Origin of the sequence: Pseudomonas fluorescens (genome assembly GCF_019212185.1) — a bacterium.
GTDB lineage: Bacteria > Pseudomonadota > Gammaproteobacteria > Pseudomonadales > Pseudomonadaceae > Aquipseudomonas.
In genome coordinates, this window is sequence record NZ_CP078138.1 from 646,050 (window position 1) to 660,331 (window position 14,282).

General features: G+C 61.1%; 7 protein-coding genes and 1 pseudogene. 4 read left to right on the top strand and 4 right to left on the bottom strand.

Annotation, left to right across the window (positions count from 1 at the left end):
- Positions 1–39 precede the first annotated feature (39 nt).
- Positions 40–3,390 carry a mechanosensitive channel MscK gene (gene mscK, locus KW062_RS02830; protein WP_027617464.1) on the bottom strand — a complete coding sequence of 1,117 codons (3,351 nt, stop codon included), beginning with the start codon at positions 3,388–3,390 and terminating at the stop codon, positions 40–42.
- A gap of 33 nt (positions 3,391–3,423) precedes the next feature.
- Positions 3,424–5,166 (bottom strand): potassium/proton antiporter, encoded by a 1,743-nt coding sequence (locus KW062_RS02835; RefSeq protein ID WP_105754028.1) that lies wholly within the window; start codon positions 5,164–5,166, stop codon positions 3,424–3,426.
- Between the two features lie 319 nt (positions 5,167–5,485).
- On the opposite strand from KW062_RS02835, the gene KW062_RS02840 reads away from it, so the two are divergent.
- The 4 genes and pseudogenes from KW062_RS02840 to KW062_RS29170 all read left to right on the top strand — a co-directional run bounded on the left by KW062_RS02840 (position 5,486) and on the right by KW062_RS29170 (position 8,053).
- On the top strand, positions 5,486–5,716 hold the full coding sequence (locus KW062_RS02840) for a hypothetical protein (protein ID WP_027617466.1): 231 nt from the start codon (positions 5,486–5,488) through the stop codon (positions 5,714–5,716).
- Entirely contained in the window at positions 5,713–6,015 is a 303-nt protein-coding gene (locus tag KW062_RS02845) for a cell division protein ZapA (protein WP_027617467.1), read from the top strand. The genes KW062_RS02840 and KW062_RS02845 overlap by 4 nt, the downstream gene beginning before the upstream one ends.
- Before the next feature lie 169 nt (positions 6,016–6,184).
- Positions 6,185–7,189: pseudogene (locus tag KW062_RS29165) on the top strand (HAMP domain-containing protein); the annotation flags it as partial.
- A gap of 132 nt (positions 7,190–7,321) precedes the next feature.
- Positions 7,322–8,053 (top strand): methyl-accepting chemotaxis protein, encoded by a 732-nt coding sequence (locus KW062_RS29170; protein ID WP_371321441.1) that lies wholly within the window; start codon positions 7,322–7,324, stop codon positions 8,051–8,053.
- A 67-nt stretch (positions 8,054–8,120) separates the two neighbouring features.
- On the opposite strand, the gene KW062_RS02855 is transcribed toward KW062_RS29170, so the two are convergent.
- Positions 8,121–9,923, bottom strand: a complete 1,803-nt coding sequence (locus KW062_RS02855) for an acyl-CoA dehydrogenase (protein WP_105754026.1) — start codon at positions 9,921–9,923, stop codon at positions 8,121–8,123.
- Positions 9,924–10,196: 273 nt separating this feature from the next.
- The gene (gene putA / locus KW062_RS02860; RefSeq protein ID WP_105754025.1) at positions 10,197–14,150 is read right to left on the bottom strand and encodes a trifunctional transcriptional regulator/proline dehydrogenase/L-glutamate gamma-semialdehyde dehydrogenase; all 3,954 of its coding nucleotides are present in this window, start codon (positions 14,148–14,150) and stop codon (positions 10,197–10,199) included.
- Positions 14,151–14,282 lie beyond the last annotated feature (132 nt).

Sequence of the window (14,282 nt, forward strand, 5' to 3'; positions counted from 1 at the left end):
CCAGCAGAATGTCCGAGCATTCTGCTGGGGATTGCGTCGTTAGTCGAGTTTGGGGGCAGGCGGCTTTTGCTCGGTCGGCGCGCCGTTCGCCGGAACGATGGTTTTCGCTTCAGGCTCAATCGGCACCATTTTGTATTCCTGGCCATGCAGGTTCTTCAGGTAGACCTCCATCTGCCGGAACGAAATGTTGATGTGCTGCTTCTTGAACTCGCGGTTGATGAAACGGTTGATTTCGTCGAGCACCGGGTTACGGTCGCCAAGGTCGCGCACATGCACCCGCAGTTCGTGGTCCAGGGTACTTTCGCCGAAGTTCAGGAAGTACACATGGGGCTCGGGCTCTTTCAACACGCGCGGGTTTTCACGAGCGGCCTTGAGCAGCAGTTCCTTGACCAGGTCGAGGTCGGAGCCGTAGTCCACGCCGAGTTTCAGGGTTACCCGGGTGACGGTGTCGGTCAGCGACCAGTTGATCAGTTGCCCGGTGATGAACGTCTTGTTCGGGACGATGATGTCCTTGCGGTCGAAGTCGGTGATGGTGGTGGCGCGGATGCGGATCTTGCTCACCGTCCCTGACAGGTTGCCGATGGTGATGGTGTCGCCGATCCGCACCGGGCGCTCGAACAGGATCATGATCCCGGAGATGAAGTTGGCGAAGATCTCCTGCATGCCGAAACCCAGGCCGACCGACAGCGCTGCTACCAGCCATTGCAGCTTGTCCCAGCTGACGCCAAGGGTGGACAGGGTCGAGACAAAGCCGACGCCGGCGATCACGTAGGTCAGCAGGGTGGTGGTGGCGTAGGCGCTACCCTGGGCCAGGTCGAGCTTGGACAACACCAGTACTTCCAGCAGTCCGGGCAGGTTGCGCGCCAACGCCAGGGTGATGCCGATAATGATCAGCGCGCCAAGCATGTCGCCGATACTGATCGGCACCATGCTCATGTTGGCGCCGGTGCCGCTGGTGTATTCGTACAGCGTGACGTTGTCCAGATACGAGAACACGGTGATCAGGTCGGCCCAGACCCAGTACAGCGCGGCGATGAAACCACCCAGCAGGGCCAGGCGGATCAGGCGCAGGGATTGCTCGTTGACCTTTTCGATGTCCAGGGTCGGCTCTTCGACCACCGCTTCGCCGTCGCCGGCTTCCTTGGCCGCCAGGCGCTTGGCCAGTGCGCGCTGGTAGGCCAGGCGCCGTGCCGCAACGGCCAGGCCGCGGACGAAAGTGGCCTCGATCACCAGCCAGAACATCAACAGATAAAGGGTGTTGATCAGGCGATCGCTGAGTTTCAGTGCGGTATAGAAGTAGCCGAAGCATACGGCGATGAACAGGGCCACGGGCAGGGCGGTGAACAGCACTCCGACTGCCTTGCGGAATAGCGAAGCATTGTTATGGGCCGGGCTGTTGAGCAACAGGCGGCTGAGCAGCCAGGCCATCAGCGCATAGCAGGTCAGGACCACGGCGATGCCCAGTACGTCGTCGGCCAGCGCCGCCGGTTGCAATTCCGCCACCGAAACCACCGACACCAGGGCAAACACCACGATGCCCAGGCGACGGATCCAGCGGCGCAGGAATTCGACCTGCGCACGTTCCCAGCGGAAGTGCAATTCGGCCACGCCGCCCGGCGCGAGGATCCGGTAGGCGGTGTAGAACACCAGCCAGGCCTGGGATATCTGCAACAGCGCGGCACCGAGGTTGGCGTTCTGCCCACGGGCGTCGAACTGCAAGGCGTAGCCGCACAGCGCCAGCGCCAGGGCGACCGGCATTGCCAACAGCACGTTGATCAGGATCGCCTGCGGGGTGTGCCATTGGCTGTCACGCTTGAAGTGCCCGATGTCCTGGTGGACCTTGTTCAGTCGTGCATACAGGTATTTGCGGCGCCACAGCAGGAAGCCGATCAGCAAGGCCAGCGGGGTAAACAGCAGCGGGCGCTGGATCAGGCCGTCACTGAGTTCGCTGAGGCTGGAGATCCACGGCAAGGTATCGATCTGTTTTGCCAGGCGCGACGGCACGCCCCGCATCCATTCCGGATCCAGCGGCTTGTTGCTGGGAATCCAGAACATCTGCTCATCCAACGTCGCTCGCAGATTCGACGCCGTGGTCAGCAGTTGTTTCTGGTTCAGTTGCAGGGTGATGGATTCGTTGAGCAACGCGCTCAGCTCGCGGTTCAAGCGCTCCAGCAGATCGGCGCGGGTGAATGCCAGATCCAGCAGGTTCTTGCGCAGCTGTGGGGTGACCTGGTCGGGAGGCTGGGAGGCCAGCAAGTTATCCACATAGGCGGTGGGATTGCTGATCAGTTCGCGCTGTTGATTGACTTCGAACTGATACAGGCGGATGTCGGCAATCTGGTCGGCGAGGTCGCGGTCCACCCGCAGGCGTGGCAGGGCCTGCTTCTGTTTGTAGAGGATCTTCGACAGCAGCAGGCTGCCCTTGAGCACGCTGATCTGTTCGTCCAGGGCCGCGTCGCTCTGGGTCACGATGTCGAGCTGCTGCTTGGTCTGCAGGTTCTGCTGGGTCAACTCATTGAGGCGGTCGGTGCTCTTGAGCAGGTAATCGGACAGCTTCAGGTTGGCGGCGCTTTCGGTGGCCAGCAAACTGCTGCCGCCGGACTTCTGCGCTTCGATCGACTGCTGGGTGACCGTCTCCTGGGATTGCGCCAGGCGCTTCTGGTTGATCAGGGTCTGCAGGTCCTGGATTTCCTGCTCCATGCGCGCAGTCCGCTCGATCAGCAGGTCGTGCTGGCTGTTGCCCAGGTCTTGCAGTTGGCTATTGCCGGCCAGTTCCTGGCGGCGCAGAGGGATCAACGCGTTGAGGGCGGCGAGTTCGGCACTGAGCTGGTCGCGCTGTTCGGCGGAGAGGGTCTTGCCGCCGTCTTTACCGGCCTTGAGGATGTTGTTGATCTGCAGGATGCGCGACTGGCTGCTGGCGATTTCGGCCTGGGCGCGCTCGGGACGGGTTTGCGCGGTGATGATCAGGCTGTTGGCGTCGGCCAAGGCTTTTTGCAGATCACTTTGTTGGGTGCTGCGATCGGTGAGCATCTGCTCCAGTTGCGGCACCGTCAGGTTGGCGTAGCGCTGTGCCACCGGCACCACTTTGGTCGCGGTGAGGCGCTCCAGCTCGCGCTGATTCTCGAGGTTCTGCTTGGGGGCAGTGCTCAGCTGTTGCTTGAGGTCGCTCAGGCGTTTTTCATAATCGTTCTTGTTCGACAGCTGGGTCAGGGTCTGTTGCAGCACGGTCTGCAGGGCTTTCTGGTCAGCCTCGGGCAGTTTGCGCGCGGCAATATTGTCCAGGCTCTTCTGGACGCTTTCGGCGGACGGTGGTTCGGCCGCTTGCAGGGTGCCAATGGAGAGACTCAGCCCCAGCAGGGCTATCGCTAGAAATGTACGCAGGGTTGGCATAGTGACCGATCAAAAGCAGGGCGAAAAAAGAGTTTAGAGGAACAACCCGGGGCCCGGGCGACTTCCTTCGGGGAATCTGACGCCCACTTTGGCAATCTTGTTCCCCTCCATGACCGCCACCGTCCAGATGGTGTTGTTCCATTCCACCTGGTCGCCGACTACCGGAGCACCGCCGACTTTCTGGGTGATGAAGCGACCCAGCGGCATGTCCGGATCGACCCCTTCGAGCTGCAGCCCGTACAGCGCGGAAACCGCGCCCAGCTGGGCGTCGCCTTCGAGCACGAAGTCGCCGAAGAAGCGCAAATCGAGGCCCCGTTGGGGGGCCTGGCTGAAGAGTTTTCCGAGGGCCGCAAGGTTGTGTTCATGGCCGATAACGCAAAGCAAATCATCGGCTTCCAGCACCGTACTACCCGACGGATGGAGCAGTTGCTGACCGCGAAACAGCGCTGCGATACGTGTGCCCTCGGGCATTTTCAGCTCGCGCAGTGCCGCACCGATGCACCATTTTTCAGCACCGAGGCGATAAACGAACAGCTCCCATTCGCTGGTCACGTGAACTTCAAGGGCGGCGCGGGAAATCGGTGCAGGCTCGGGAGGTACCGTGACCTTCAACAGCTTGGCGACCCACGGCAGGCTGGTGCCCTGCACGAGCAATGAGACCAGGACGATGAAGAATGCCAGGTTGAAATACAGCTGGGCGTTGGGCAGCCCGGCCATCAACGGGAACACCGCCAGAATGATCGGTACCGCGCCACGTAGGCCGACCCACGAAATGAACACCTTTTCCCGGCCATGGAAGGCTTTGAATGGCAGCAGTCCTACGATCACCGAGAGTGGGCGGGCAAACAGGATCATCCACAGGGCCAAGCCGAGGGCGGGCGCAGCGATGGGCAGCAAATCGTGGGGGGTGACCAGCAGGCCGAGGACCAGGAACATGCCGATCTGTGCCAGCCATGCCATGCCGTCGAGCATATGCAAAATACCGTGGCGGCTGCGCACCGGGCGGTTACCGATCACCAGGCCGCACAGATAGACCGCGAGGAAGCCGCTGCCGTGCAGGGCGTTGGTCAGGGCGAAGACGACGAGACCGCCGGCGATCACCAGGATCGGGTACAGGCCGGTGGCCAGGTTGATGCGATTGACCATCTGCAGCATCAACCAGCCACCGCCCAGGCCAATCAGTCCGCCGATACCGAATTCGCGCAGAAGATGAGTCAGCAGGCTCCAGTGCAGGCCGGTCTGGCCGCTGGCGAGCATGTCGATCAGGGTGACCGTGAGGAACACCGCCATTGGGTCGTTGCTGCCAGACTCGATTTCCAGGGTGGCGGTCACCCGCTCGTTCAGGCCTTTGCCACCGAGTAGGGAGAACACCGCCGCGGCATCGGTCGAGCCGACAATCGCGCCGATCAACAGGCCCTGGATCAGGTTCAGGTCGAACAGCCAGGCAGCAGCCATGCCAGTCAAGCCGGTGGTGATCAGTACCCCGACCGTGGCTAGCGACAACGCCGGCCACAGCGCCACGCGAAAGCTCGATACCCTCGTGCGCAGGCCGCCGTCGAGCAGGATCACAGCCAGGGCCAGGTTGCCGACCAGGTAAGCAGTGGGGTAGTTGTTGAAGATGATGCCGCCGCCGTCGACGCCGGCGGCCATGCCCACTGCCAGGATGATCACCAGAATCGGGATCCCCAGGCGCGAGGAAAGAGAACTCACCAGAATGCTCGCACCTACCAGCAACGCGCCGATCAAGAACAGGCTGTTGATGGTCGTCGCATTCAAAGGCAGTACTCCGCAAAGCAGGAAAAGACGGGCGCCAACTGCCTATGCAGCGTGCGTGCCAGCGATTCTAACCTGTTGAAATGTGATGCTGTCAAAAAGCTTTTGCAGAGCAAAAACTTAACTCCCGGCACGCCCGCGCAATGAGTGTGTCGCTTGGCGATATGACGAAGGGCGGGAACCAGAATGACCATTCACAGTCTTTAAAACTCGCGAGAAAGTCGCTGTCAGACAATTCCAGGCTCTACGCCTGAATAACCCTGGCGCCTGTGGTGACTTTTCTTTATCTTACGCGCCCTTTGAAAATGCCCGGAAAATCAAAATGTTGGAAACAACCCTCAGCCAATTGGAACAACTGGTCAGCGAACTGGTGCAACAGAACCAGGAACTGCTCGGCAAAAACACTTCCCTGAGTGCCGAACTGGCTCAGGCCAAGGACGAAAACGAAAGCCTGCAACTGAGCCTGATGGAACAGGAAGAGAAACAAGGCGCGACCGTCGCGCGCATTCAGGCCCTGGTTGAGCGTGTGAGCTCGGGTCCTGTCAGCGCATGAACCACGGTGTCGATGGGGTGAAAGTCGTCTCGATTCTCGGGGAGGACTATTCGATCAAGGCGCCGGCCGGTGAAGAGCAGACCCTGCTGGACGCCGCGCTGATGTTGAAAGCGGCGCTGGCCGAGACCAAAAAGCGCTACCCGACCCTGATCGGCGACAAACTGCTGGTGCTGGCCGCAATGAATCTGTGCTCCAAGCAACTGGAAATGCAAAAGCGCCACCAGCAGGAACTCGACCGTTATCAAGAGCAAGTCAGCGCCACGGTTGAGGTGATTGCCAAGACGATCAGCCAGGCCTGATCGATATGAGCACAACCAAAGAGTAAATTGTCGATACGGTTGTATACAATCGGCACGGCAGTTGCAATGTGTTCCGCCTCTTACTCTTTGGGGGTGCCTCATGCAGTTCTGGCGACGCAGTATTCAATGGCAGTTGATCCTGAGCATGGGCACCGCCCTGCTCGTGAGCATGCTGATCGTGGTTGGCATTTATACCCTGGTGGTCAACCGCCTTGCCCAGAGCTATCTGGTCGAGCAGGCGCTGCCCTCGAGCATCGAGGCGATGCGCAACGACATCGAACGCATCCTCGGCCAACCGCTCACCGCCGCCAAAGATATCGCCAGCAACAGCATGCTGCGCGACTGGTTGGCGACCGGTGAAGACAGCGCGCAAATTCCTGCTTATACGCAATATCTGGAAGGCATCCGCGCCGAACACAAGGCTTTCACCGCTCTGATCATCGGCGGTGCTTCTCATCATTACATCACTGAAAAAGGCCTGGACCGCACCCTCAGTCGCTCCAAGCCCAGCGATGCCTGGTTCTTCTCGTTCCTGGACAGCGATCAATCGCGCACCCTCAATATCGACAATGACACCGCCACCGGAGAATTGGCGCTGTTCATCGATATCAAGGTCGAGCAGGCCGGCAAGGTGGTGGGCGTTGCCGGGCTGGGGCTGAGCGTGAAGGAGTTGTCGCAGCTGATTCACGACTTCAGCTTCGGTGAGCGCGGCAAGGTCTATCTCGTGCGTTCCGACGGGCTGATCCAGGTCCATCCTGAGGCGCAATTCAGCGGCAAACGCACCTTGACCGAGCAAATCGGCGAGTCGGCGGCGCAGGCCATCATGGGTCAAAAAACCGCCACGAGTCGCAGCTTTACCCGAGAGGGCGAGGATTATCTGGCATTGAGCATGCCGCTGCGGGGGCTTGGATGGAGTCTGGTGGCCGAAGTGCCGCAGTCGCAGATCTACGCCGAAGCCCGACGTGCCATGTGGATGAGCAGCGGTATCGGTCTGGCGGTGGCATTGGTTTGCCTGTTGCTGGTGGTGCTGCTGGCCCGTGGTTTGGTGCGGCCGATTCGTCAGGTAACAACTGCGCTGGTCGCTATCGGTAGCGGTGGTGGCGATTTGACCCATCGGCTGGATGCCAGTCGTGCCGATGAGTTGGGTGATCTGGCCCGTGGCTTCAACCGGTTCCTCGATAGTCAGCGAGATATGATCGGCGAAGTACTGGCCACCAGCGATCGCTTACGGATGGCGGTCGGGCAGGTGGCGACCGTCGTCGAGAACACTGCCGAGCGCTCCGGACGTCAGCAGGAAATGACCGACATGGTCGCCACCGCCGTTCATGAAATGGGCCTGACGGTGCAGGAAATTGCGCAAAACGCCGGAAACGCGGCAGTCGCTTCGCAAAGTGCGCGAGATGAAGCCATGCAGGCGCGGGAAGTGGTGGGTGGCTCGATTCGCCATATTGAAAGCATGTCCGATGAAATCGGCGTCGCTGCCGGTGCCGTGGCTGAGTTGGCGGACCAGGTGGCGTCGATCGATCAGGTATTGGCAGTGATCCGCGGAATTTCCGAGCAGACTAATCTGCTGGCGCTCAACGCAGCCATTGAAGCGGCGCGGGCCGGCGATATGGGGCGCGGATTTGCCGTGGTCGCCGACGAGGTGCGGACGTTGGCGCGGCGTACCCAGTCGTCCACCGATGAGATTCAGCAGATGATCGGCAGCCTCAAGCAGGGGGCGCACAACGCTGTGTCATCCATGCATAGCGGCCAGGCAGCAACGGGTACCGGAGTTGAATCGAGCCAGCGCACGGGCGCCTCGTTGACCGCTATTACCGGGCAGGTAGAGCGCATCAGCGACATGAATCACCAGGTCGCGACGGCGACGGAAGAGCAGTCGGCGGTGACCGAGGAAATCAACCGCAACGTGCAGGGTATTTCCGATCTGGCGCGGGCGACGGCAGGGGAGGTGCGGGCTTGTCGTGAGGATTGTCAGACGTTGCAGCGCTTGGCGGATGATCTGGCGCGGCAGATGGGTGGGTTTCGTCTGAGCTGATAAATGCGTTGACTGTGCTGACATCCACTCGCAGTTAATGGATGTCAGCGACAGCGCAAGGCTTGAATCAGAACCACTCATCCTGCATCCCCAGGCAAACATCATCCCGAGCTTCAAGAATGGCCAACTCATGCTGGCAGCCCGGCACCTCCCAGGTCAGGAAGTACCGCGCCGCCTGCAACTTGCCTTTATAGAAAGCCACATCCGCTGCATTGCCCTTGGCCAGCCCTTCCTCGGCACGAATCGCTTGCTCCAGCCAGCGCCAGCCGATCACCGTATGACCAAATACTTTGAGGTACAGCGCCGAGTTGGCCAGGCTGCTGTTGACCTTGCCTTGCCCGAGATCGGTCAGCAGGCCGATGGTCACCGTTTGCACGCGCGCCACCAGTGTTTCCAGCGGCTCACGCAGTGCATTCAGTGACTCGAATGCCTGGGCCCGCGCGCCGGTGGCGGCGATCAGACGGATCAATTGCTTCAGGCCTGCACCGCCGTTCTGCGCCAGTTTGCGTCCCAGCAGGTCCAGCGACTGAATGCCATGGGTGCCTTCGTGGATCGGGTTCAGGCGGTTGTCACGGTAATACTGCTCCACCGGGTATTCGCGGGTATAGCCGTGACCGCCGAGGATCTGGATCGCCAGTTCGTTGGCCTTCAGGCAAAACTCCGACGGCCAGGATTTGACGATCGGGGTCAGCAGATCGAGCAGTTCATGGGCCTGTTTGCGTTCGGCTTCGGTCTCAAGGGTGGTGGTGTCATCGAACAGCCGGGCCGCGTAAAGGCCGAGGTCGAAGGCGCCTTCCACGTAGGCTTTCTGGGTCAGCAGCATGCGCTTGACGTCGGCATGCTGGACGATCGACACCGGTGCAGTGGTTGGATCCTTGCTGTCCGGCAGGCGGCCCTGCGGACGTTCCCGGGCGTATTCCAGCGAATAGAGATAGCCGGCGTAGCCGAGCATCACCGCGCCCATGCCGACACCAATGCGCGCTTCGTTCATCATCTGGAACATGCAGCTCAGACCCTGGTGTGGTTTGCCCACCAGATAGCCGACGCAATTCCCGTTATCGCCGAAATTCAGCGCGGTGGAAGTGGTCCCGCGCCAGCCCATCTTGTGGAACAGCCCGGCCAGCAGCACGTCATTGCGCTGGCCCAGGCTGCCGTCGTCGTTGACCAGGAACTTGGGGACGATAAACAGCGAAATGCCCTTCACCCCGGGCGGCGCGTCGGGCAGTTTGGCCAGGACCATGTGCACGATGTTTTCCGACAGCGGGTGGTCGCCACCGGAGATGAAAATCTTGTTGCCCTTGATTCGATAACTGCCGTCGGCCGCCGGTTCGGCGCGGGTACGAATATCCGACAGCGACGAGCCAGCGTGGGGTTCGGTCAGGGCCATGGTGCCGAAGAAGCGGCCGTCGATCATCGGCTGTAGGAAGCGCTGTTTCTGCTCATCGGTGCCGAAGCTTTCGATCAGGTTGGCCGCGCCCATGGTCAGGAACGGATAGGAAGTGGACGCTGCGTTGGCCGATTGGAAGTGAGCGAAACAGGCTTGCGACAGTAAGGTGGGTAACTGCATGCCTCCAGCCTCGAAACTGCGTGCGGCATTGAGGAAGCCGGCTTCGAGGAACGCGTCGACGGCGGGTTTGACTTCCGGAATCAGGATCGCCTTGCCGTCTTCATAGCGCGGCTCGTTTTCGTCGCCCTTGCGGTTGTGCGGGGCAAAGAATTTTTCGGCGATGGTACGGGCGGTGCCGATGGCGGCATCGAAGGTTTCGCGGCTGTGCTCGGCGAAACGCTCACGCTGGGTCAGACCCTCGGCATCGAGGACTTCGTACAGCTCGAAAGCCAGATTGCGGGAACTGAGCAACGTCTCGGACATGGCGGCCTACCTTTTATTGGGATGGGCCGAGTCTAGGATGGGGAATAAACGATTAACAGGATGATTGATGAGCGTGATAGAGCCGCCAAACACCAACCTGTAGGAGCTGGCCAGCGAACGCGACAACACGTTGTTTCAGATTGACCGCGTTATCGTTCTTCGCTGGCAAGCCAGCTCCGACAGAGCGAGTGCATATTTGCGGTCTAGCGGCGCAGGCAAAAAAATGGGCGCCGATGAGGGCGCCCACTTTGTAGTCTCTGACGTTCGGCGAATTTAGCCGATCGTCATCAAGCTCGCATTACCACCCGCCGCAGCGGTGTTAACGCTCAACGCGCGTTCGATCACCAGGCGCTCCAGCGCAATGTTGGTTTCGCCTTGCGAGAGACCCTGGACGCCGACAATCGCGCCGGCGCGCTTGGCTACTTGCTGGCAGACCGCTTGCAACTGGTCGGAATGGCCGTGGTGCAGGACGGCATCAAACACCACCTCATCCTTGTTCCAGTCGGAAATCAGGTTGATGCGTGCCTGAATATCCTTCGGCAGGCGTGCGAACAGCTTCTTGCTCAGCTCGGTTTCCGGCCAGACAGCCGAACCACCTACAGCCAATACCGCCGCCAGTTGTGTCAGCAGGTCGGCTTCGACTTCTGCCAGGCACAGCACGTGCTCGCGGGGTAGGATCGCGTAGCTGTTGCGCTCGCCGGTCGGGCCGGCCAAGGTGCGGGTGATACCGCTTTGCGATTGCTTGGCGAACTGCGCGCACAGGGCGCTCAGGTCATTGAGCTTGTGGCTTTCAGCCCAGGTTTTCAGGGCCGTCAGCGGCTTGCTCATGGCGTCACGCAGACGGGTATCCGGTGCGGTCTCGGCGTCGGCACGGGCAAAGGATTGCTCGATCGCGTCGCTTGGGCGAGTCGACAGCAGGCGATACAGGTACAGCGGACCACCGGCTTTAGGGCCAGTGCCCGACAGGCCTTCGCCACCGAACGGCTGGACGCCGACCACGGCACCCACGATGTTGCGGTTAACGTAGACGTTACCGGCATTGACGTTGTCGATCACCTTGGCGATGGTCTCGTCGATGCGAGTGTGCACGCCCAGGGTCAGGCCGTAGCCAGATGCGTTGATCTGCGCGATCAACTGGTCGATATCTTTGCGCTTGTAACGAACCACGTGCAGTACCGGGCCGAAGATCTCGCGTTGCAGCTCATCGAAGCTTTCCAGCTCGATCAGGGTCGGCATGACGAAGGTGCCGCGTTTGACTTCTTCGGCGTCGGCGATAGCCACTTGGTACACGCTGCGGCCTTTGTCGCGCATGCCCTGGATGTGCTTCTCGATACCGGCCTTGGCTTCGGCGTCGATCACCGGGCCGATGTCCACGTTTAGGCGTTCCGGGTTGCCCAGGCGCGATTCGGCCATGGCGCCCTTGAGCATTTCGATGACACGGTCGGCGGAATCTTCCTGCAGACACAGCACGCGCAAGGCCGAGCACCGCTGGCCGGCGCTGTCGAAGGCCGAGGACACCACGTCGATGACGACTTGTTCGGTCAGTGCCGAAGAGTCGACGATCATCGCGTTCTGGCCGCCGGTTTCGGCGATCAGCGGGATTGGACGACCCTGGCTGTCCAGGCGCCCGGCAATGTTGCGTTGCAGCAAGCGAGCCACTTCGGTGGAACCGGTGAACATCACGCCTTTGACCCGATCGTCGCCGACCAGGCCGGCACCGACGGTTTCGCCACGGCCCGGCAGCAGTTGCAACACGCCTTCGGGAATCCCGGCTTCCAGCATCAGGCGCACCGCCTGGGCAGCCACCAGCGGGGTTTGCTCAGCAGGTTTGGCCAGCACTGGGTTACCGGCGGCCAGGGCAGCAGCCACCTGGCCGCTGAAAATTGCCAGCGGGAAGTTCCACGGGCTAATGCACACCACCGGGCCCAGTGGGCGGTGGGCGTCGTTGCTGAAGTCGTTGCGCGCCTGCACCGCGTAGTAGCGCAGGAAGTCCACGGCTTCGCGCACTTCGGCGATGGCGTTGGCAAAAGTCTTGCCGGCTTCGCGGGCCAACAGGCCCATCAGCGGCTGGATATCGGCCTCCATCAGATCGGCAGCGCGTTCCAGGATCGCTGCGCGTTCGGCCGGTGGCGTGGCTTGCCAGATCGGTGCGGCGTTGAGGGCGCACTGGATCGCATTGTCGACGTCTTCGACCGTGGCTTCCTGGACATGGCCGACTACGTCACGCAGGTCCGACGGGTTCAGTACCGGTGCTGGGGTTTCGCTGCTGGAGGCGCAACCGAGCATCGGCGCGGCTTTCCAGTTGTTGTGCGCGGTCGCGAGCAGGGCGCAGGACAGCGACGCCAGGCGATGTTCGTTGGCCATGTCGATGCCGCTGGAGTTAGCGCGCTCGGAACCGTACAGGTCACGCGGCAACGGGATGCGCGGGTGCGGCAGGCCGAAACCACCTTCCACGGTCGCCATCTGTTCAATGCTGGCGACCGGATCGGCCACCAGTTCCTGGATGGAAATCGACTGGTCGGCGATGCGGTTGACGAACGAGGTGTTCGCGCCGTTTTCCAGCAGGCGACGTACCAGGTAAGCCAGCAGGGTTTCGTGGGTGCCGACCGGTGCGTACACGCGGCACGGACGGTTCAGTTTGCCCTCGGAAACTTTGCCTACAACCTGTTCGTACAGTGGTTCACCCATGCCGTGCAGGCACTGGAACTCGTACTGCCCTGGGTAATAGTTCTGACCGGCGATGTGATAGATGGCCGACAGAGTGTGGGCGTTGTGCGTGGCGAACTGCGGGTAGATGACTTCCGGCACCGACAGCAGTTTGCGTGCGCAAGCAATGTAGGAAACGTCGGTGTACACCTTGCGGGTGTAGACCGGATAGCCTTCCAGGCCTTCAACCTGGGCGCGCTTGATTTCGCTGTCCCAGTACGCGCCTTTCACCAGGCGGATCATCAGGCGATGACGGCTGCGACGAGCCAGGTCGATCACGTAGTCGATCACGTAAGGGCAGCGCTTTTGGTAAGCCTGGATGACGAAACCGATACCGTTCCAGCCGGTCAGTTGCGGCTCGAAGCACAGTCGCTCGAGCAGATCCAGCGACAGCTCCAGGCGGTCGGCTTCTTCGGCATCGATGTTCAGGCCGATGTCGTATTGCTTGGCCAGCAGGGTCAGCGACAGCAGGCGCGGGTACAGCTCGTCCATCACGCGCTCGTATTGGGCGCGGCTGTAGCGTGGGTGCAGGGCCGACAGCTTGATGGAAATGCCTGGGCCTTCATAAATGCCACGGCCGTGGGAAGCCTTGCCGATCGAGTGGATGGCTTGCTCGTAGGACGCGAGGTATTTCTGCGCGTCATGTTCGGTCAGTGCGGCTTCACCGAGCATGTCGTAGGAATAGCGGAAGCCCTTGCTTTCGAACTTACTGGCGTTGGCCAGGGCTTCGGCGATGGTTTCGCCGGTGACGAACTGCTCGCCCATCAGGCGCATGGCCATGTCGACGCCCTTGCGGATCATCGGCTCGCCGCTCTTGCCGATGATGCGGCTCAGGGACGAAGTCAGGCCGGCTTCGTTGTGGGTGGAGACCAGTTTGCCGGTCAGCAGCAGGCCCCAGGTGGCGGCGTTGACGAACAGCGAAGGGCTGTTGCCCAGATGCGGTTGCCAGTTGCCGGTGCTAATCTTGTCGCGGATCAGTGCGTCGCGGGTGCCTTTATCCGGAATCCGCAGCAGGGCTTCGGCCAGGCACATGAGCGCCACGCCTTCCTGGGACGACAGGGAAAACTCCTGCAGCAGGCCCTGAACGATGCCGGCACGGCCACCGGCGCTCTTCTGATTGCGCAGTTTTTCGGCAATCGAGGCAGCCAGTTTGTTGGTGGCTTCGGCCATCGTTGCCGGCAGGCGCGCCTGCTCGATCAGCATTGGCACCACTTCGGGTTCCGGGCGACGGTAGGCGGCGGTAATGGAAGCGCGCAGCACCGATTGCGGGAGGATGCTTTCAGCGAACTCGAGGAAGCACTGGTGCGCGTGGTCGACCTGCACCTCGGCACTGTCGTCCGCATCGACGCGGGTCAAACCGTTGAGCTCGGTCAGGGTTGCACCACCCTCGAGTTTTTCCAGGTAATTGAAAATCGCCTGCTTGATCAGCCAGTGTGGCGTGCGATCAATCGAGGTCGCGGCGGCTTTGAGGCGCTCGCGGGTTGGGTCGTCGAGTTTGACCCCAAGGGTGGTGGTAGCCATATTTTTATCCTCATGTTTGCCACGACTGCGTGGCATCAGCTGGCGGCAAGATTAGCCGCGAGCTGAAAGAGGTGCAACCGGGTGCAACCCTTTTTTTGCCTGAATTAACGGCAGTTCGTCAGGAAGTAAATT